The organism is Rhodococcus olei, assembly GCF_039540555.1.
Taxonomy (GTDB): Bacteria; Actinomycetota; Actinomycetes; order Mycobacteriales; family Mycobacteriaceae; genus Rhodococcus_G; species Rhodococcus_G olei.
This window is the reverse complement of sequence record NZ_BAABFB010000018.1, coordinates 1-19,866: the sequence shown is the minus strand read 5'-3', so window position 1 is coordinate 19,866 and position 19,866 is coordinate 1. Positions and strand designations below refer to the sequence as shown.

The 19,866-nt window shown below is 71.2% G+C and carries 20 protein-coding genes; 4 read left to right on the top strand and 16 right to left on the bottom strand.

The window, feature by feature from the left end; translation table 11 throughout:
• The first annotated feature begins 66 nt into the window (after positions 1-66).
• The gene (locus ABD951_RS03190; RefSeq protein ID WP_345342225.1) at positions 67-1,512 is read left to right on the top strand and encodes an LCP family protein; all 1,446 of its coding nucleotides are present in this window, start codon (positions 67-69) and stop codon (positions 1,510-1,512) included.
• Positions 1,513-1,537: 25 nt separating this feature from the next.
• On the top strand, positions 1,538-2,260 hold the full coding sequence (locus ABD951_RS03185; RefSeq protein WP_345342065.1) for a TIGR03089 family protein: 723 nt from the start codon (positions 1,538-1,540) through the stop codon (positions 2,258-2,260).
• 9 nt (positions 2,261-2,269) lie between these two features.
• On the opposite strand, the gene ABD951_RS03180 is transcribed toward ABD951_RS03185, so the two are convergent.
• From ABD951_RS03180 to ABD951_RS03135, 10 genes are all read right to left on the bottom strand, one after another.
• Entirely contained in the window at positions 2,270-2,446 is a 177-nt protein-coding gene (locus tag ABD951_RS03180) for a hypothetical protein (RefSeq protein ID WP_345342063.1), read from the bottom strand.
• Between the two features lie 126 nt (positions 2,447-2,572).
• Complete coding sequence (locus tag ABD951_RS03175; protein ID WP_345342060.1) at positions 2,573-5,035, bottom strand: FtsX-like permease family protein; 2,463 nt, start codon at positions 5,033-5,035, stop codon at positions 2,573-2,575.
• Complete coding sequence (locus ABD951_RS03170) at positions 5,029-5,775, bottom strand: ABC transporter ATP-binding protein (protein ID WP_345342058.1); 747 nt, start codon at positions 5,773-5,775, stop codon at positions 5,029-5,031. The genes ABD951_RS03175 and ABD951_RS03170 overlap by 7 nt, the downstream gene beginning before the upstream one ends.
• A 112-nt stretch (positions 5,776-5,887) precedes the next feature.
• Positions 5,888-6,568: a response regulator transcription factor gene (locus ABD951_RS03165; protein ID WP_345342056.1), complete on the bottom strand. Its 681-nt coding sequence runs from the start codon at positions 6,566-6,568 to the stop codon at positions 5,888-5,890.
• A gap of 4 nt (positions 6,569-6,572) precedes the next feature.
• Positions 6,573-7,763: a sensor histidine kinase gene (locus tag ABD951_RS03160; RefSeq protein ID WP_345342054.1), complete on the bottom strand. Its 1,191-nt coding sequence runs from the start codon at positions 7,761-7,763 to the stop codon at positions 6,573-6,575.
• A gap of 124 nt (positions 7,764-7,887) precedes the next feature.
• Positions 7,888-9,045: an acyl-CoA dehydrogenase gene (locus ABD951_RS03155; protein WP_345342051.1), complete on the bottom strand. Its 1,158-nt coding sequence runs from the start codon at positions 9,043-9,045 to the stop codon at positions 7,888-7,890.
• Positions 9,046-9,170: 125 nt separating this feature from the next.
• Positions 9,171-9,845, bottom strand: a complete 675-nt coding sequence (locus tag ABD951_RS03150; protein ID WP_345342050.1) for a TetR family transcriptional regulator — start codon at positions 9,843-9,845, stop codon at positions 9,171-9,173.
• A 73-nt stretch (positions 9,846-9,918) separates the two neighbouring features.
• Complete coding sequence (locus ABD951_RS03145) at positions 9,919-11,025, bottom strand: Rv3169 family protein (protein ID WP_345342048.1); 1,107 nt, start codon at positions 11,023-11,025, stop codon at positions 9,919-9,921.
• 105 nt (positions 11,026-11,130) lie between these two features.
• Positions 11,131-11,640 (bottom strand): 5-(carboxyamino)imidazole ribonucleotide mutase, encoded by a 510-nt coding sequence (purE, locus tag ABD951_RS03140; RefSeq protein WP_345342046.1) that lies wholly within the window; start codon positions 11,638-11,640, stop codon positions 11,131-11,133.
• A 43-nt stretch (positions 11,641-11,683) separates the two neighbouring features.
• Entirely contained in the window at positions 11,684-12,949 is a 1,266-nt protein-coding gene (locus tag ABD951_RS03135) for a 5-(carboxyamino)imidazole ribonucleotide synthase (protein WP_345342044.1), read from the bottom strand.
• A 164-nt stretch (positions 12,950-13,113) separates the two neighbouring features.
• On the opposite strand from ABD951_RS03135, the gene ABD951_RS03130 reads away from it, so the two are divergent.
• Complete coding sequence (locus ABD951_RS03130; RefSeq protein WP_345342042.1) at positions 13,114-13,668, top strand: GtrA family protein; 555 nt, start codon at positions 13,114-13,116, stop codon at positions 13,666-13,668.
• 25 nt (positions 13,669-13,693) lie between these two features.
• Here the strand turns inward: ABD951_RS03130 and ABD951_RS03125 are convergent, their stop codons facing one another.
• The 5 genes from ABD951_RS03125 to ABD951_RS03105 are packed head-to-tail and all read right to left on the bottom strand — an operon-like array spanning position 13,694 to position 18,116.
• Positions 13,694-14,998 (bottom strand): sensor histidine kinase, encoded by a 1,305-nt coding sequence (locus tag ABD951_RS03125; RefSeq protein ID WP_345342040.1) that lies wholly within the window; start codon positions 14,996-14,998, stop codon positions 13,694-13,696.
• A gap of 9 nt (positions 14,999-15,007) precedes the next feature.
• Positions 15,008-15,688: a response regulator transcription factor gene (locus ABD951_RS03120; protein WP_345342038.1), complete on the bottom strand. Its 681-nt coding sequence runs from the start codon at positions 15,686-15,688 to the stop codon at positions 15,008-15,010.
• Positions 15,689-15,736: 48 nt separating this feature from the next.
• Positions 15,737-16,324, bottom strand: coding sequence for a PH domain-containing protein (locus ABD951_RS03115; RefSeq protein ID WP_345342036.1), 588 nt, complete (start codon positions 16,322-16,324; stop codon positions 15,737-15,739).
• A gap of 17 nt (positions 16,325-16,341) precedes the next feature.
• Positions 16,342-17,640: an AI-2E family transporter gene (locus tag ABD951_RS03110; RefSeq protein WP_345342034.1), complete on the bottom strand. Its 1,299-nt coding sequence runs from the start codon at positions 17,638-17,640 to the stop codon at positions 16,342-16,344.
• A complete protein-coding gene (locus ABD951_RS03105; RefSeq protein ID WP_345342032.1) occupies positions 17,637-18,116 on the bottom strand; it encodes a DUF6069 family protein in 480 nt (159 codons plus the stop codon). Before ABD951_RS03105 ends, ABD951_RS03110 begins: the two co-directional genes overlap by 4 nt.
• Before the next feature lie 180 nt (positions 18,117-18,296).
• Between ABD951_RS03105 and ABD951_RS03100 the strand changes: the two genes are divergently transcribed.
• Entirely contained in the window at positions 18,297-18,716 is a 420-nt protein-coding gene (locus ABD951_RS03100; RefSeq protein ID WP_345342030.1) for a DUF7144 family membrane protein, read from the top strand.
• A 66-nt stretch (positions 18,717-18,782) separates the two neighbouring features.
• On the opposite strand, the gene ABD951_RS03095 is transcribed toward ABD951_RS03100, so the two are convergent.
• On the bottom strand, positions 18,783-19,631 hold the full coding sequence (locus ABD951_RS03095; protein ID WP_345342028.1) for a biotin--[acetyl-CoA-carboxylase] ligase: 849 nt from the start codon (positions 19,629-19,631) through the stop codon (positions 18,783-18,785).
• Positions 19,632-19,866 lie beyond the last annotated feature (235 nt).

The following is a 19,866-nucleotide window of genomic DNA, read 5'->3' as shown; positions in this document are numbered from 1 at the left end:
GGCTCCGGCCGCGCGCGGCCGGAGCGCGATCGGCGCGACGAGGCCCCGGCCTCCCGGACGCGGCCGCTGCACATCGCCCTCGCGGTCGTCTCGGTCGTCGTCCTGCTCGTGACCGGCCTCGCGTGGCGCAGCGTCGGTGCGCTCGAATCCAACCTCGCGACCGCCCGGCTCGGGCTCGGCGGAGCGAAGGACGGCGCTCTCGACCTGCTGCTCGTCGGCACCGACAGCCGGACCGACGCACACGGCAACCCGCTCAGTCAGCACGAACTGGCGGCGCTGCGGGCCGGTGACGCGGAGGCCGACAACACCGACACGATCGTGCTGATCCGGATCCCGAACAACGGCGAGTCCGCGACCGCGATCTCCATCCCCCGCGACTCCTATGTCAAGGTCCCGGGCATCGGGATGTCGAAGATCAACGCCGCCTTCGGGGCCACCAAGGCGACCGAGAAGCAGAAGCTGATCGACGAGGGCACCAACCCCGACACCGCGGACAAGGACGCCACCCAGGCCGGCCGGGAGGCGTTGATCAAGTCGGTCGCCGACCTGACCGGGGTCACCGTCGACCACTACGCCGAGATCGGTCTGCTCGGATTCGTGCTGCTCACCGACGCCGTCGGCGGCGTCGACGTGTGCCTGAACCAGGCCGTCGACGAGCCCCTGTCGGGGGCGAACTTCCCCGCAGGCGAGCAGACGCTCGGCGGCGCGAGCGCACTGTCGTTCGTGCGGCAGCGGCACGGCCTGCCCCGCGGCGACCTCGACCGCATCGTGCGGCAACAGGTGTTCATGGCGTCCCTCGTCCACGAGGTGCTCAGCGCCAAGACGTTGAGCAACCCCGGCAAGCTCGGCCAGCTGACGTCCGCGGTGCAGCGGTCGGTCGTGCTCGACGAGGACTGGGACGTCATCGGTTTCGCCCGCGAACTGCAGAACCTCGCCGGTGGCCAGGTGCGGTTCGAGACGATCCCGGTGGTCGACATCAACGCGATGACCGACTACGGCGAATCCATCGTCCAGGTCGACCCGAAGGCCGTCCGCAAGTACGTCGCCGAACTGGCCGGAGGGGGCGACGACACCGAGACCCCGGCCACCGTCGCGCCGACCGTGAACCCGTCGACCGTGACCGTCGACGTGGCCAACGACAGCGGCGTCGGCGGGCTCGCGAGCCGGGTGTCGGAGGCGCTGTCCGCCGACGGCTATCGCCACGGGGTCGTCGGCAACAACACCGGAACCCCGGTGTCCGAGAGCCAGGTCCGTGCCGCCGACCCGGACTCGGATGCCGCGAAGTCGGTGGCCGCCTCCCTCGGCGGCCTGCCCGTGGTGCAGGATGCATCCCTGGCGGGCGGCACCGTACGGGTCGTGCTCGCCGCGGACTACGACGGTCCCGGTTCCGGGTCGGCCAGGGCGTCGACCGACTCGACATCGGACATCGTCGACGCGGGCACCAGCCCGACCCCGGTTCCACCCGGCCCACCGATCGACGCGGGCCGCAAGGGACCGCAGTGCGTGAACTGACCGGCGAACAGGAGCAGGCGACGACATGGCAAACCCGACCAATCTCACCGTCGCGCTGCTCGACCCGATCCTCGCGAGCGATCCGGCCGGCCCCCGCGTCACCTGGTACGACGACGCGTCCGGTGCGCGGATCGAACTATCGGCGCTGACGCTGGCGAACTGGGCCGCCAAGACCGCCAACCTGATTCGCGACGAGTTCGGGCTGATGCCGGGGTCGCGGGTGTGCGTGCTGCTGCCCGCGCACTGGCAGACCGCCGCGGTGCTGCTGGGCTGCTGGTGGGCGGGCACCGAGGTGGTGCTCGAACCGGACCCGGACGCGGATCTCGCGCTGGTCACCGCCGACCGACTCGACGAGGCCGCCGACGCCGCCGAGGTGGCGGTGCTGTCGCTGGACGCGTTCGGCCGGCCCGCCGAGAACCTGCCGGTCGGGGTCACCGACTACGCGACGTCGGTGCGGGTGCACGGCGACCAGTTCCGTCCCGATTCGGCACCCGCCGACTCCCCCGCCTTGGACGGCCGCACCGTGACCGAGGTGCTCGCCGCCGCCGCCGAATCCGCTTCGGCGCAGGAATTCTCGCCCGACGACCGGGTGCTGTCGAGCACCGACTGGTCGACGGCGGACCAGCTGGTCGACGGACTTCTCGCGGTCCTGGCCGTCGGCGCCTCGCTCGTCCAGGTGACGAACCCGGACGCCGACCGCACCGCGCGCCGCGTCGAGTCCGAGAAGGTCACCGCGCGGCGCGACTGACCCGGCGGGTCAGCTGGACCCGCCCATCAGGCCGAGCAGACCACCGAGGCCGCCACCGCCGCCCCCGCCGCCGCCACCGAACAGGCCGCCGCCGCCGCCGTTGCCGTTGCCGTTGTCCATCGCGGCCATCAGGTCGCTCATCAGCTTGATCACGTCCTGGAGGACGTCCATCGTGACCGATCCCATGATTTTCGAGCCCTCCGTCGTCGCCGAACCGGACCAACTCCCCATTGAACGCCCGCCGCCGCCGCGGCGTGACCGATTCGGCGGCAGGCGGCACCCGGTGCAGATTGGCGCCGCCTGCCGCGGACGTCATCCGGCCAGCGCCCGCACCGGGGTCGCCCGGGCCGCGGTGCGGGCGGGCACCAGCGCGGCTATCACCCCGGCCACCCCGCCGACCAGCACGATCGATGCCAGCTGCAGCCACGGCATCGAGCCGGGCACCAGGTCGTCGAGCCCGAACAGCGACGCGGTCCCGGCCACGCCGAGCACCGACCCGAGCACCACCCCCATCGCCGAGGCGACCACCGCCACCAGCACCGCCTCCGAGATCAGCAGCGACCGCAGTCCGGTGCGGGTGACGCCGAGTGCCCGGAGCAGGCCGGACTCGCGTCGCCGCTCGATCACCGACAGCGCCATCGTGTTGCCGACCCCGATCAGCGCGATCAGCACCGCCACCGACAGCAGTCCGACGACGACGAGCAGCAGCACGTCGAACACCGACTCCATCGTGGCGCGCATCGCCGCCGCACCCCCGACCTCCGCCGTCGGAGCGAGCCGGCCGGTGACATCGGTGATCTCGTTCCGGACGGTCACCAGCGCATCGTCCGCGGACCCGTCCGCCAGCCGGACCCACAGCGATCGCGCCGCCGGTGAGGCGCCGAGCGACAGCGCGTCGGCGCGGCCGACCAGGGCCGGTTGCCCCTCCCGGCCGGCGACGACGGTCAGCGACCGGGTGACGCCGCCACCCACGAGTTCCAGACGACGGCCGGGGGCGGTGCCGAGCTCGTCGATCCGCTGCGGGGACAGCGACACCTCACCGGCCGCCGGCAAGGTCAACGGAATCCGCAGCGTCGCCCGCGTGGTGTCGGGGTCCGTACCCACGAGCGCGAGCCGGTCGCCGTCGCCGGCGGTCACCTCGGTGCCCAGCAGCGCGGACACCGCCGTCACCCCGTCGAGACCCGCGATGCGCGGGCCCAGGTCGGGTGGCAGTCCCGCCGCCGCGGCGTCGATCGTGACGTCGACCGGAAACTGCTCGTCCAGTGCGCGCGGCGCGGCCGCCCGCACCGTCGCGATGCCGACGACCATCGTCGCGGTCACGGTGACACCGACGAGCAGCGCGGTCGCGGTGGCTGTGGTCCGGCGCGGGTTGCGCAGCGCGTTGCCGACGGCCAGCTCGCCGAGCGGTCCCACGAGACGACCCGGCAGCCGGCCGACCGCCGCCACCGCCCGCGGTACGACGCTGCGCCCGAGCACGACCACGCCGAGGGCGGCCGCGATGCCCCCGGCGCACGCGATCGTCACCTGCTCGGTCCGCACGCCGGCGGCCAGCAGCACCGCGCCCAGCGCGACGGCCGTCGTGCCGGCCACCAGCCGGGCGCGCGAGGACCCCACCGACTCCGGTGTCGCCTCGGCCGGGGCGAGAGCCGCCAGCGGGGACACCCGGGTGGCCGCCCGCGCCGGCGCCACCGCGGCGAGGTAGGTGACGACGATCCCGACCAGCAGCCCGGCCCCGATCGCCGTGGGGGTGACGTCGAGCGTGCCGAGCGGGACCGGTGCATCGAGCGCCGTGACGACCCGGGTGACGGCCCACGCCAAGCCGATTCCCACCCCGACCCCGGCGGCCGACGCCACCGCGCCGACGACCAGCGCCTCGATCCGCACTCCCCGCCGCACCTGACGGGCGGTCGCCCCGACGCATCGCAGCAGGGCCAGCTCCCGCGTCCGGGCGGCGAGCAGGACCGCGAACGTGTTGGCGATGACCAGGCCCGCCACGACCACCGCGACGGCGGCGAAGGCCAGCAGCACGTTCCGCAGCGTGTCGGTGTCGCCGAGGTACGCGCGGGCCGCCTGCTCGGCCTGGTCGGCACCGGTCCGCACGAGGGCGTCCGGACCCAGAACCGCCGACACCTCCGACGCCAGCCGCTGCTGGTCGCCGGTGCCGGCGATCCGGATCTCGTGACTCGCGGCGCCGCCGGTCCAGGCACCGACCTGCTCCGCGGTGGCGAACGCCGTCACACCCGACAGCGCCTGCGGGCCGCCGGACAGGTCGACCTCACCGACGACCGTCGCCTCCGCCGCGGGGTGCCCGCCGCCCGGGCCGGACACACCGACCGCGACGCGGGTGCCGATCGGCACCCCGGATCCGGATCCGAGCGCGACCTCGCCCGGGCCCGCCGGGAAACGCCCCTGCGCCAGGCGCTGCCAGCGCAACGCCTCGGCGGACGCCAGCGACGTGACGGTGCCGTACTTGGTGCCGTGGCCGGCCGCGGACACCTTGACCGGCGCGCTCGCGTCGGCGGCGACGGCCACGACACCGGGCAGCCCGGACACCCGCTCGGCCGCGGCGTGCGCGTGGGCCGCGTCACCGGCATCGGGCACCACGACGGCCGATGTCCGATACTGCCCGGCAAGCGAATTCGTCACGCTCGCCGAGGTGGTGGCGGACAGCACCATGGTGGCGACGACGAACGCGACCGCGATCAGGACCGCGGTGACCGAGGCCAGGTAGCGGCCCGCGTGGGCACGCGCCTGGGCGAGCGTCAGACTCAGCATGTGCGCGCTCCGAGTCCGCGCATCGTCTCGATGACCGAATCCGGTGTCGGGCTGTCGATCTCACCGGCGACCCGACCGTCCGCGAGCAGCACCACCCGATCCGCGTAGGACGCTGCGGCGGGGTCGTGGGTCACCATCACGACGGTCTGCCCGATCTCCCGCACGCTCGCGCGCAGCAGCGCCAGCACCTCGGCACCGGCGTGCGAGTCGAGGTTTCCGGTCGGCTCGTCGGCGAAGATCACATCGGGTCGGGGCAGCAGTGCCCGCGCGACCGCGACCCGCTGCTGCTGTCCACCGGACAGCTCGTGCGGCCGGTGCGCGAGCCGGTCACTCAGACCCAGCCGGGTGACCACTTCGTGCTTCCACTGCGGGTCCGGGAGGATGCCCGCCAGTCGCATCGGCAGCAGCATGTTCTCCTCGGCCGTGATGACCGGCAGCAGATTGAACGCCTGGAACACGAACCCGATCCGGTCGCGGCGCAGTTCGGTCAGGGCCCGGTCGTCGAGACCGGTCAACTCGGTCTCGCCGAGGTACACGCGCCCGGTGGTCGCGTCGTCGAGCCCGGCCAGGCAGTGCATCAGCGTCGACTTGCCGGACCCGGACGGGCCCATGATCGCGGTGAACGCACCGCGACGAAAGCCCACGTCCACCGAATCGAGCGCGCGCACCGCCGCCTCCCCGTCCCCGTACAGCTTCGTCAGCGCGACCGCGCGGGCCGCCGGAATGTCCACTCTCGTCATGCTTTCGACGGTAGGGGCGAATCCGCCCACGCCGCGTCGGCGCGGTGGCCCATCTTCGGCGACGCCGCGTCATACCCGGGGTGGACACGTGCGTCATCCCGGGCGGGGAGGGCTACCCGCCGAGCAGGTCCTCCGGCCGGACCAGGCCACAGCGGTACGCGAACACGACCGCCTGCACCCGGTCCCTCGACCCGGTCTTGGAGAGCACCCGTCCGACATGGGTTTTCACTGTCGCTTCGGAGACCGTGAACCGGTCGGCGATCTCGGAATTCGACAGGCCGTGTGCCATCGCCTCGAGGACCTCGACCTCTCGCGGGGTCAGGTCCTCCGGAATCTCCTGCCCCGCCGCCGGTCCCGACAGCATCGGTCCGACGTGCCGGAGCAGCCGCCGGGTCGAGCGCGCGGTGATCACCGCGTCGCCACGATGCACGGTCCGGACCGCGGTGAGCAGCTCCTCCGGCGGCGCGTCCTTGAGGAGAAAGCCGCTGGCGCCGGCCGAGATGGCTCCGATCACGTACTCGTCGTTGTCGAAAGTGGTCAGCACCACCACTTTCGGCGGCGAATCGAGGTCGGTCAGACGGCGGGTGGCTTCGATGCCGTCGAGATTCGGCATCTGCACGTCCATCAGCACGACGTCGACGGGAACGCGGGCCAGTTCGCGCAGTGCCTGCGCACCGTCGGACGCCTCGACGGCCACCGTCATGTCGGGCTGGGAGTCGATCACCATCCGGAACCCGGCCCGCACCAGTTGCTGATCGTCGACCAGGGCCACCCGGATCACGCTGTCCGACATCCGCTCACACCTCTCTCGCGTACGGGAGCCCGGCCCGCACCTGATATCCGCCGCCCACCACCGGGCCTGCCTCGAACCGTCCCCCGTACAACTCCGCCCGCTCCCGCATGCCGAGCACGCCCTGCCCGCCGCCGGTCGAGGGCACCAGCGCGCCGGCGGCGCCGCGACCGTCGTCGACGACACCCAGTTCGAGCCCCGTGTCGGTCCACCGCTCGGTGACCACCACCCGCGCCGCCGGACCGGCGTGCTTGAGCACGTTGGTCAGCGACTCCTGCACGATCCGGTAGGCCGTCAGCCCGGCGCCGGTCGACAGTTCCCGGGGCTCGCCCTCGATCCGCAGGTTCACCTCGAGTCCACCGCCGCGCAGGTCGGCGACCAGATCCGCGATGTCGGCCACCTGCGGGGTCGCGCGCGTCTCCCGGGGCCGGTCCTCCCGCAGCACCGACAGCAGTGCACGCATGTCGGTCAGCGCCTGCCGCCCGGTCTCCGCGATCGTCTCGAGCGCCGCGATCGCGGCATCGGGGTCGGCCTTGGCACCGTAGCGCCCGCCGTCCGCCTGCGCGATCACCACGGTCAGCGAGTGCGCGACGATGTCGTGCATCTCCCGGGCGATCCGGGTTCGCTCGTTGATGGCCGCGATCTCGGCCTCCTGCGCCCGTTCGAGCTCGAGCAGCCGAGCCCGTTCCGTGAGCCCCTCGAGTTCCTGGTTCCGCACCCGCCGCAGGTCGCCGAACGCCCACACTGCGATCACGAACACGATGAGGAAAGCCATCAGGAACGCCATGGCCTGCCAGGTAGCGGACTCGCCGCCGAGGTACTGCACCCCGGCGCCGATCGCACCGAGCAGGGCGAGTGCGAGCCCCCAGCCGCTGGCCCAGCGCGGGCCGTAGGCGGCGAGGGCGTACACCGCGATCGGCACCGCGATCACCGAGGGCAGCATCGTGTGCGGAACGACGATCAGGTGCAGCACCGAGAAGCCGGCGACGGTGAATCCGGCGGCCGCGACCCGGGTGCGGCGCCAGGCCAGCGGCACGGTCATGCCGAGCGAGACGATCAGTCCGACCCAGCCCTCCCCCGAGGTGACGGCGAGCACGCCGCACATCACCGCGAGCACCCCGGCGAGGGTGCGGTCGATCCCGGCGACGTGCGCGGCGCTCCATCGGTACCAGCGCTCGCTCAGCGGGAATCGGGGCATACCTCCAGCCTAACGACCGCCCCCGAAACGCCCGCCCCCGAAAACGACTGTTCCCCAATGTCACATCGACTCACTCGACGTGACCGATGTGACATTGGGGAACCGGGGAGCGCGGTCCGTCAGCTCACTTGAGCAGGGCGCGCGACATCACAACGCGCTGAATCTGGTTGGTGCCCTCGTAGATCTGGGTGATCTTGGCGTCGCGCATCATCCGCTCGACCGGGAAGTCGGTGGTGTAACCGGCCCCGCCGAACAGCTGCACCGCGTTGGTGGTGACCTCCATCGCGACGTCGGAGGCCAGGCACTTCGCGGCCGCGGAGATGAAGCCGAGGTTCTTCTCGCCACGCTCGGCGCGGGCGGCGGCGGTGTAGACCATCAGCCGCGCCGACTCGATCTTCATCGCCATGTCGGCGAGCATGAACTGGGTGTTCTGGAACGACGCGATCGAGGTGCCGAACTGCTTGCGGTCCTTGGTGTAGGCCAGCGCCGCGTCGAATGCGCCCTGCGCCAGGCCGATCGCCTGCGCACCGATCGTCGGTCGGGTGTGGTCGAGGGTCTCGAGCGCGGTCTTGAAGCCGGTGCCGGGCTCGCCGATGATCCGGTCGCCGGGGATGCGGCAGTTCTCGAAGTAGAGCTCGGCGGTCGGCGAGCCCTTGATGCCGAGCTTGTGCTCGAGCGGGCCGACGACGAAGCCCTCGTCGTCCTTGTGGACCATGAACGCGGAGATGCCGTTGGCGCCCTTGTCGGCGTCGGTGACCGCCATCACGGTGTACCAGGTGGACTGGCCGCCGTTGGTGATCCAGCACTTGGAGCCGTTGAGGATCCAGTCGTCGCCGTCCTGCTTGGCGCGGGTGCGCATCGCGGCGGCGTCGGAGCCCGCCTCACGCTCGGAGAGCGCGTAGGACGCCATCTTGCCGGCCGCGATCTCCGGCAGCACCTTCTTCTTCAGGTCCTCGGAGCCCTTGAGGATCAGCCCCATCGTGCCGAGCTTGTTGACGGCCGGGATCAGCGACGACGAGCCGCACACCCGCGCGACCTCCTCGATCACGATGCACGTGGCGACGGAGTCGGCGCCCTGGCCGTCGTAGGCGTCGGGAACGTGGATCGCGTTGAAGCCCGACGCGACGAGGGCGTCGAGGGCCTCCTGGGGGAAGCGCGCCTTCTCGTCGACGTCCTTCGCGTGCGGGGCGATCTCCTTCTCGGCCAGTGCGCGGATCGCGGCCCGCAGCTCGTCGTGCTCGTCGTTGAGCTTGAACAGGTCGAAGTCCGGGTTTCCAGCCATCAAGAGCTCCTCGGGAGGCAGTGGTGAGAGGCGGCACTCAGTGCCAGGTTTTCCTCACTATACCCGAAACCCCCAGTAGAGGTCGATGCACCTCGTGCCAAACATCGGCACTGAGTGCCATCTGGTCAGTGGTCGCCGTTCAGCCGGCGCTCGATCAGTTCCGCCACCCGGCGCGGCGCGGTCCCGCGGGCGAACACCGCCACCACGACGTCGTCCTCGGTCCGGGGGCGGGCCGGGACACCGTCACGGAAGGTGGCCCGGACCTCGGAAAGCACCTCGCGCAGGTCCTGCGAGGTGGGCGCGGACTCGTCACGGACCATCCGGCGCAGCACGTAGTTGTGGGTCGCGGTCACCAGCGCGGCGAACTGGACGAGGGCGAGGTCCGACACGCCGGGCAGCCGGTCGCGCAGGTACTCGACGAACAGCCGCTCGTAGCGGAAGACGGTGACGATCTCGCGGTCGCGCAGCGCGGGCACCGCGTGCACCACCGCGTAGCGACGGCGGGCGACGTCACGCCAGTGGGAGAAGCGCTCGAACACGAGCATCGCGGCATCGCACACCGCGTCCCAGGGATCGTCGTGCTCGGCGGACAGGAACTCGGCGGCCTGCGCCAGCAGGATCTCGTGGTCGGCGAAGACCACGTCCTCCTTGGCACGGAACTGCCGGAAGAAGGTGCGCCGCGAGATCCCGGCCGCCTCGGCGATCTCGTCGACGGTGGTCGCCTCGTAGCCCTTCTCGGCGAACAGACGCAGCGCCTCCGACACCACGCGGAGCCGGAAGCTGTCTGAGTCGTCGGGCATGACCACAGCGTAGGCCGCCCGTCCGCGACGCCGGTCCGAGGAGGGCCGGCGCAGGGACGGGCGGTGTGTGGAGCTAGGGGGCGACGGAACCCCAGTCGGCGAATCCGGTCGGATCGTGCCGGCCGAGGCTGCCGTGCTCGAACATGCCCGCGCCGGGGATGCCGTTGCAGGTGGCGCCGGCCGGGTACTCGCAGACGCCGAACGGGATGCGGCCCTGGATCGCCGGGTCGGTGAGGTCGTAGACGTCGCGCGAGCTCCAGTTCCGGCCGCGCCACTGGCCGTGGGACCACTCGGGGTCGCCGCCGTAGCCGGCGCCCACGTGCAGCGCCACCCCGTCCCGCGGGGTGACCTCCACCGTGACCGGGCTGCCGTCGGCCGCCGTCATGTGCAGGGTGGCCGCGAACGGACGTCGGGTGCCCGATTGGTACTTGATGTCGAGCCGCGGCCAGCCCAGCTGCTCGATGCGGCCGTCGTCCCAGATCCGGGTCGCGTCGTTGAGGGTGCGGAAGCCGTCCGGGCTCTCCTGGACGATCACGATGATCGAGAAGCCCTCGAAGCGCAACGGCACGTACATCCACCAGAAGCCCTCGGACGGCTGGTCGACGAGCCGTCCCGCGGGGTCGTTGTCGCCGACCGGCCGGATCCCCCAAGACCGGTCCCGCGTGCCCATCCAGCGATCGGGGGTGACCGTGACGTCCTCACCGTCGACCGAGATCACCCCGGTCCAGGCGCCGGTCTGCGCGAAACGGCTGGTGTCGAGCTGCGGCCGCAGGCTGGTCATCAGCAGGTGCGGCTGCTCCTGGACCGCGGGGCAGGTGCCCTCCCAGGTCAGGTCGAAGCCGAGGCCACCGGAGTCGTCGCCCTCGCACACCACGCGCAGCTTCTGCAGCGGCTCGACGACCTCGATCCGGTATCCGCCGACCGCGAGGTCCAGCGACCGGTGCTCGAGGGCGTCGGAGAACTTGACCGCCCACTGCCGGTCGCCCTTGCGGATCGTGGCGAACGCGTCCACGACGCCCAGGTTCGGATACACGCCGAACCCGCTGACCAGGAACAACTCCCCCTCGGTGTCGATCGCGTTGAAGTAGGAGCGGTCGTAGAAGTTCTTGTCGCTGGTCCCGACTCGCGACATCGACAGCGACGTCTGGTGGATCGGGTACTCGTCGAGCGGCGCAGGCATGCTGACTCTCCCTCGGATCAATGCGTTACAGGCTGAAACGTATTATGTACATCACAATTAAACCCCCGGCGCACAGCGCGCCGGGGGTTTTCGGGAAATCCGGTGTCAGCCGAGCAGCTTCGCGCGCAGCGCCGCGTCCTTCTCCAGGACCATCGACTCGAGGCCGGCCTGGAACCGTTCCATCGCGTCCCGGACCGCCGGGTCCGACGCCCCGATGATCCGGGCCGCCAGCAGACCGGCATTGCGGGCGCCGCCGATCGACACGGTCGCGACCGGCACCCCGGCCGGCATCTGCACGATCGACAGCAGCGAGTCCATCCCGTCGAGGTACTTCAACGGCACCGGAACCCCGATCACCGGAAGGGGTGTCGCCGAGGCCACCATGCCGGGCAGGTGGGCCGCGCCGCCGGCGCCGGCGATGATCACCTTGACACCGCGCCCGGCCGCGTCCTTCGCGTAGTCGAGCATCCGCTGCGGGGTGCGGTGCGCGGAGACGACACCGACCTCGAAGCGAATGCCGAACTCCGCCAACGCCTCCGCGGCGGCCTCCATCGTGGGCCAGTCCGAATCGCTGCCCATGATCAGGCCGACCAGCGGTCCCTGCTGCTCCGTCATCGCGTCTCCTGTCGTGTCGTGAGGTCTCTGCCCGCCACCCGGGTCAGTGCCCGGCGTGGGGATCCCATCCATCGGTCCACACCGCATGCGAGAGCCAATGCGCCGCCCGCTCGGCGCGTTCGCGCACCGCGGCCACGTACTCCGGGTCGTCGATCGAGCCGGACGCGCCGCCGACGACGTTCACGTGCCCGATCTTGCGGTCCTTGCGTTCGCCCTTGCCGTACAGGTGCACCTTCGCGTCGGGCATCCGCGCGAACAGGTGGTGCAGCCGCTCGTCCATGCTCATCGCGGGCGCCTCCGGGGCGCCGAGCACGTTCGCCATCACGGTCACCGGGGCGATCGGCGCGGTGTCGCCGAGCGGGTAGTCCAGCACCGCGCGCAGGTGCTGCTCGAACTGGGAGGTGCGGGAGCCGTCCTGCGTCCAGTGCCCCGAGTTGTGCGGGCGCATCGCCAGCTCGTTGACGACGAGGGCACCGTCGACCGTCTCGAACAACTCGACGGCCATCGCGCCGGTGGCGCCGAGCGCCGACGACACCGTCAGCGCCAGCTGCTCGGCCTGCGCGGCCACCTCGGCCGGCAGGTCCGGTGCCGGGGCGATCACGACCGCGCACTGGCCGTCGCGCTGGACCGTCTCCACGACCGGCCAGGTCGCGCCCTGACCGAACGGCGACCGGGCCACCATCGCCGACAGCTCGCGTCGCATCGGCACCTTCTGCTCCACCATCAGGTGAACGCCCATGTCCAGCTGCTCGGTGACGATCTCCTCGGCTTCCTCGGCGTCGGCAGGCATCCACACCCCGCGCCCGTCGTAGCCGCCGCGGACCGACTTGAGCACGATGCCCCAGCCGTGCTCGCCGGCGAACTTCCCCACGTCGCCGATCCACGTGACCTCGGCGAACGCAGGCACCGGCACACCCAGCTCGGACAGCTTGCGACGCATCGCGAGTTTGTCCTGCGCGTAGATCAGCGCCTGCGGCGGCGGCTGCACGTCGACACCCTCGGAGACCAGCACGTCGAGGTGTTCGGTCGGGACGTGCTCGTGGTCGAAGGTCAGTGCCGAGGCCCCGGCCGCGACCTTCCGCAGCGCGTCGAGGTCGGTGTGGCTGCCGAGCACCACATCGGCACTGACCTGCGCGGCCGGTTCGTCCGGGCCACCGGAGAGCACCCGCAGGCACTGTCCCAGTTCGATCGCGGCCTGATGCGTCATCCGCGCCAGCTGGCCGCCGCCGATCATCGCGACCACCGGCATCGCGGGGCCCGCGGCGCGGGGACTCGTGGGACGGGGCTGGGATCCGGAATCGACGCTCACGGGGGTTCATGGTGTCACGCCCGGGCCCGGGACGACTGCGCAGGTCCGGCGCCGCGCGGGTGGGTGCCGAACCTCGGTGAGCACCGTCACGGCGAACCTGAGAGCAGCCTGTGATCGGAGTGTCCGGGCGAGACCGCCTGGACGGGTTCGTAGAATGACCTGCTGTGTCTTTTGTCGATCAGGCGCTCAACCACGTGCCCACACCGTTACGGGACGTCGTGCTGCGTCATCACGAGCTGGTCAAGTTCGCGATCGTCGGTGGCACCACGATGGTCTTCGACCTCGCGATCTTCTACGCGCTGAGCCTGACGGTCCTCGAACAGAAGCCGGTGATCGCCAAGATCATCTCCGGCGTCATGGCGACGATCCTCAGCTACGTCCTCAACCGGGAGTGGTCGTTCAAGAACCGCGGCGGACGCGAACGCCATCACGAGGCGATCCTCTTCTTCGTGATCAGCCTGATCGGCGTCGGGATCGCGGCGGCACCGCTGTGGATCGCGAACAACGTCTTCGCGATCCGGGCCGATCAGGCGAGCGTGACGACCGTCGTGATCATCGACTTCGTCCTGAACTACATCATCGGCAACCTGCTGCAGATGGCGTTCCGGTTCTGGGCGCTGCGCCGGTTCGCGTTCCCCGAGGAGACCACGCCCGGAGAGGACTCCGGATTCGACCCCACCCCGGACGAGCTGGCGCAGCAGGGCCGCGCCGCCTCGTAGCAACCCCGGCGGCATCCAGGCCGCCTCAGCGCGGCTCCGACGGCGCCTCCGGGTCCGACCGGAGCTCGATCGGCAGGAACAACGCGAACAGCGCGGGCCGGCGCCGCTGCAGGTCCAGTCGCCCGCCGTCGGCCTCGACCAGCGCCCGCGCCAGTGCCAGTCCGACACCGGTGGATCCGCCGGCCGAGAAGCCACGATCGAAGATGTGCGGGGCCAGCTGGTCGCTGACGCCGCCCCCCTCGTCGCCGACCTCGACGCAGACCATCGCCTCCCGGCCCCGGTCGACACCCGGCACCAACCGCACCACGACCGTGCACGTGCCCGCGCCGTGGATCAGTGCGTTGTCGACGAGCACGGCGACCGCTTCCCGCAACCGCGACGGAGTCGCCGACGCACGGACCGCACCCTCCCCCCGCAGCACCAGCGACCGCCCCACCTGCTCGTACTGCGGCTGCCACTCGCTGACGACCGTGGCGAGCTCCCCCACCACCGACACCGACCGGCGGTCGCCGCCGTCGCTGCGCGCCGAACGGACGAGCTCGTCGATCGCGAGCGTCAGCCGGTCCACCTGCGCCATCGCCGCGTTCGCCTCGTCGACCACGTCCGGGTCGGGGTGCACCGCCAGTTCGTCGAGCCGCAGCCGCACCGCGGTCAACCGGCTCCGCAGCTGGTGCGAGACGTCACCGACCAACGCCCGTTCCCGCTGCAACCGGCCGGCGATCTCGACGGTGACCTGGTCGAGGACGTCGGAGACCCGGTCGAGTTCCGCGATGCCGTACCGGCGTGGGTCCGGCCGGAAATCGCCCTTCGCCAGCCGGGCCGCCCGGTCGGCGACGTCCTGCATCGGATCGGCCAGCCGGCGGGCGGTGACGGTCGCGACCGCCGTCCCGGCCGCCAGCGACGCGAGCACCACCAGCGCGACCCCCATCACCGCCTGCTGCTGCAGGGTGCGCATCGCCTCCGACGGCGTCTCGAGTCGCAGGGAACCCGACCGGCCCATCGAGATCGACTCGACCAGCGGGGCGTCGACCGTCGTCTCGCCGATGTCGATGTGCATCTTCGGGTCGTACGGGGTCGGATAGATCACCGACAACCGCCCACCCTCGGGCACCGCGAGCCGCAGCGAGCCGACGTCGAGGTCGTCCAGGATCAGACCGCTCTGACCCTCCTGGGCGATGATCTCCGAGGCCATCCGATCCAGCCGGGCCTGCAGGTCGCTGCGGGTGAAGTCCTCGATCCACACCCACGCCGTGTACATCAGCGGCAGGCCGAGCAGCAGCCCGGTCACCAGGACGACGGCGACGATGGACAGCAGGATGCGGCGGCGCATGCCCCGGGCTCAGCGGTTGTTGAGGCGGAATCCGACGCCGCGCACGGTCGCGATCCGACGCTCCGGGATCGGGCCCTCGTCGCCGATCTTGCGGCGCAGCCACGACATGTGCATGTCGAGGGTCTTCGACCCCCGCAGATCCGCGTCGCCCCACACCTCCTGCAGGATGACGTCCCGCGAGACCACCTCGCCTGCCCGGTCCATCAGCACCTTGAGCAGTTCGTATTCCTTGTTGGCGAGCGAGATCTCGCTGCCGCCGACGAGCACGCGACGGGCGGCCGGCTCGAGCCGGAGGTCGCCGACCTCGATCACCGCGTCCTCCGAGCCGCCGCGTCGCCGCAGCAGGGCCCGCACCCGGGCCATCAGCTCGGCGAGCCGGAACGGTTTGCCGACGTAGTCGTCGGCGCCGGCGTCGAGCCCGACGACGAAGTCGACCTCGTCGGTGCGGGCGGTGAGCATCAGCACCGCGAGTTCGGAGCCTCCGACCCGCAGCTGCCTGCAGACCTCGAGCCCGTCCATGCCGGGCAGACCGAGGTCGAGGATCAGCAGGTCGAACGCACCGCTCCGGGCGAGGTCGAGGGTCGCCGGTCCGGACTGTTCGACGGTCACGTCGTAGCCCTCACGGCCAAGTGCGCGGGAGAGCGGCGCGGCGATTGCCTCGTCGTCCTCGGCGAGAAGTACGGCTGTCACGACACCACAGTACGGAGCCGCGGACCGGACGGTGGTGTGCCACGCGAGTCAGCCGCGCCAACCCCTGCGGTGCGAGCGCTGTTCCCGGTCGCCGGGGTCGGCACCGAAGTCCATCGCTCCGCCGGTGTCCTCGTGGTGCAGCTGCATCGCGTCGAACACCTGGTGGTAGAGCAGGGAGTGGACCCGCTGCACGTCCGGGATGTCGTCGAACTCGAGCGGATCGTCCGCCGCCGACGCGATCACCAGCGTGCCGGTGCCCATCATGCGGTCGACGAGACCGTGCCGGAACTGCACGTTGCTGATCCGGCCCATCGGGATGTCGATTCCGCTGTGGGTCAGCACGCCCTGCCGGACGAGGACCCGCCGGTCGGTGACGATGAAGTGCGTGGACTTCCAGGTGACCAGCGGCCCGATGCACCGCCACCCCACGATCGCCAGCCAGGCCACGAGCACCACGAGCAGGGTCACGGTTCGGGCGGTGCCGGCGAGCCGGTCGTCGGCCAGGCCAGCGGCGAAGCCCGCGACGGCCGTCGCGAGGACGAACGTGATCGCGGGCAGCACCAGCATCTTCCAGTGCGGATGCCGGTGCAGCAACAGTTCCTCGTCGGCGGCGAGCGCGTCGTCCGGGTAGCCCATTCGTCAGAGTGTGCCAGCTAGTGCGCGGGGTCGACCGCCCCGCGGTCCGGCGGCTCCGCCGCACCGCGGTCCGGTGGCGCGACCGCCGCGCCCTCCGGCGGCTCGACGGCACCGCGGTCCCGGCGCTCGTTCGCGGTGTCCTCGATCGCCTCGTCGATCGACTCGGCGACGGACTCCTCGGCGGCCTCCTGCAGTTCCTTGGTCTCCAGCGCCGCCTGCTGCTCCGCGGTGGCCAGCTCCACCGCGCTCGGGGGCTGGCCGGAGATCAGCGCGTTCGCCCACCGCGTCGCCGGGTCGATGTCCAGCAGCAGCGCCTTGACCAGCAGCGTCGCGGGGATCGCGAGGAGTGCGCCGAGCGGCCCGAGGACCCAGCCCCAGAACACCAGCGCGAGGAACGTCAGGGTCACCGACAGTCCGACCGCATCGCCGACGAACTTCGGCTGGATCACCGACTGGATGATCACGTTGATGACGCTGTAGACCACGATCACCCAGATCATCAAAATCGGCCCGCCCTGCAGCAGCGCGATCAGCGCGGGCGGGATCACTCCGATCACGAACCCGATGTTCGGGATGTAGTTGGTGATGAACGACAGCAGACCCCACAGGATCGGCAGCGGGATCCCCAGCGCCCACAGTGCGGCCGAGTCGATCACCGCGACGATCAGACCGAAGATCGTCGAGACGACCAGGTAGCTCCGGGTGCCACCGGCGAAGCGGGAGAACGCGTACGCGATGTCGGGCCGGGAGTAGGCCACCGCCCGCATCCGGTCCGTGAACGAGCTCGCATCCACTGCCATGAACAGCAGCAACGCGAGGATGAAGAAGACGTTCGAGAACACCCCCACCAGCATGCCGAGCAGGTCGTCGAAGAACCCGATCAGCTTGCTGTAGTCGATGCCGGACAGGGCCTTGTCCACCTGGTCGGAGCCGATGTTCAGGCTCGCGAGCCAACTGTGCAGGTCGGCGAGCAGCTCGTTCGCCTTGTCGGCGTACGTCGGCAGCAGCGTGGCCAGCTGACCGGCCGAGACGGCCAGCGCGCCGACCAGTCCGAACAGCACCAGGTTCACCGTCGCGAGCGTGCCGACGACGGCGAGCCACTTCGGCGCCCCCTTGCGCTGGAGCCAGTTGCCCAGAGGCTGCACCGCGACCGTGAGCATCAGGGCCAGGAACACCGGCCCGACGATCCCGGAGAACGCCTTGATCCCGCCGATCACGACGACGCCGCCGGTCAGGGTCAGCAGGACCACCAGTCCGCGTGGCATACCTGCGGGCAGCACGGGTTCGGACGGCGCCCCGGCCGTCGCGGCGCTCATTTCCAGACCTTCGCCCGGTCGCCGACGCCGGGCAGCAGGCCCAGGATCGGCAACCCGATCGCCAGGTGAACGAGCGAGGTCGCGATCCGGTCTCCGGTGGACGCGTCGTAGACGAACGGCAGGATCGCGCCGGCCAGGATCAGCAGGCCGACGATCCATCCGAAGAACGAGTCGCCGCCGGGCGTCGTGACCAGCAGCAGGTAGAGCAGGAGCGCGGCGACCAGGGCGGCACCGAACCCGACGATCGCGAACCGCACCGGCAGACCGACCTCGCCGGTCCAGTTCGGGGCCAGCGGCACCAGGTCGAATGCCCGCACGAGCAGGGTGACCACGAGACCGGTCAGTGCCGCCACGAGTGCGGCCGCGGCCGCGCCGGCCCAGAACTTGCCCGCGTCGATCCGCTGCTCCGGCGTGCCGGGCACGGCCCCGCCGACCGGGCCGTTCGGGTATCCCGGACCATCCGGATAGTTCGCCATCGACGTTCCTTCCACCTCGACCGCACCGCGCCTCCAAGCCCGGGCGAGCGCCATTGTGTCCAGCCGACCCGGGTGCGGACCTCACCCGAGACGGGTGAGGTGAAACGTCCGCCGCGCCCGAATACTGCTATCGACACTCGCTCGATCTGTTCACGTCACACGTATCGGAGAGGAACGGCCATGACGGACCACTCGGCTGCACCCCGCAGCGACGGCAGCGTCAAGCAGGGATTCGCGGCAGGCACCTCCATCGCGGCGGCGATCCTGCTGCTGACCGTCGGCATCCTGCAGATCCTCCAGGGGATCTCCGCACTCGCCAAGGACGAGGTCCTGGTGTTCGGCCCCGAGTACACCTACAAGTTCGACGTCACGTCGTGGGGCTGGATCCACCTCGTGATCGGCATCCTGATCGCGTTGACCGGCTTCTTCCTGCTCACCGGCGCGACCTGGGCCCGGATCACCGCGATCTTCCTGGCCGCACTGTCGATCATCGCGAACTTCCTGTGGCTGCCCTACTACCCGCTGTGGTCGATTCTGATCATCGCGCTGGACATCGTCGTGATCTGGGCGGTCACGACCTGGGACACCGAGCGCGCCTGACACGGCGGAAAATCGAAGGGGTGCGGGCGAATTCGCCCGCACCCCTTCGCTCTGTCACGGGAGCGGTCAGGCGGGACCGGCGTGCGCACGCAGGTGCGTGACGTCCCCGGCGGAGACCGCGACGGCCGGGGCCCCGCCGTCGGGCTTGACGACGATGCGGCCCTGCAGGTCGACGTCGGCGGCGATCCCGACGAGTTCCTCGTCGCCCGGCAGCTCCACCCGGACCCGCTGGCCGAGGGTGCCGCACCGGGCGCGGTAGGCCGCCGCGAGGCCGTCGACCTGCCAGCCGTCCTCCTGCCAGGCGGCGAACTGGGTGGCGAGGGAGCGCAGGAGCGCGCGGGCGAGGGTGTCGCGGTCGGTGGTGGCGGCCCCGGCGATCTGCAGCGAGGTGGCGGTGGGCACCGGCAGTTCCGCTTCGGTGATCGTGACGTTGAGACCGACACCGATCACCACCGCCGGGGCGGGCGCCGTGGCGGCCACCTCCGCGAGGATGCCTGCGACCTTCTTGCCACCGATCAGCACGTCGTTCGGCCATTTCAGCTCGGCGTCGACCTCGGCCACCGACCGGAGCGCGTCGACGACCGCGATGCCGGTCATCAGCGGGAACCAGCCCATCGACCGCAGGGGCAGTCCGGGCATGCGCAGCAGCACCGACACCGAGATCGACGATCGCGGCGGCGCCACGAAGCTGCGGGAGTGCCGTCCGCGCCCGTGGTCCTGGTACTCGGCGATCAGCACCGCCCGGTCGAGTGCGCTGTCCACCGAGCGGGCCAGCAGATCGGCGTTGGTCGAGCCGGTCTCCTCGACCACGTCGAGGCTGGCGTAGAAGGCGCGGGGATCGCCGGCGTCGCGGGTCACCAGCGCCGCCCGCAGCGCGTCGGCGTTGAGCGGGGGCCGGTTCAGATCGCTGTACATGGGTCGAGCGTATGGCCTCGGGAACGCCGCGGCGTCGCGCCGCAGGCAACCGACGGCCCGGCCCGATTCGATACCCGTCAGTAGCTTAGGTTTAATGATTCAACGCAAGCGGACCTCGCGCATCAGGCCCCGCGGAGCGGCCGATAGGCTGTGTCCCCATGACCAGCGTCCAGGAGCCCGCCGCGACCGCGGCGTCGAATGTCCCTGATATCCACACCACCGCGGGCAAGCTCGC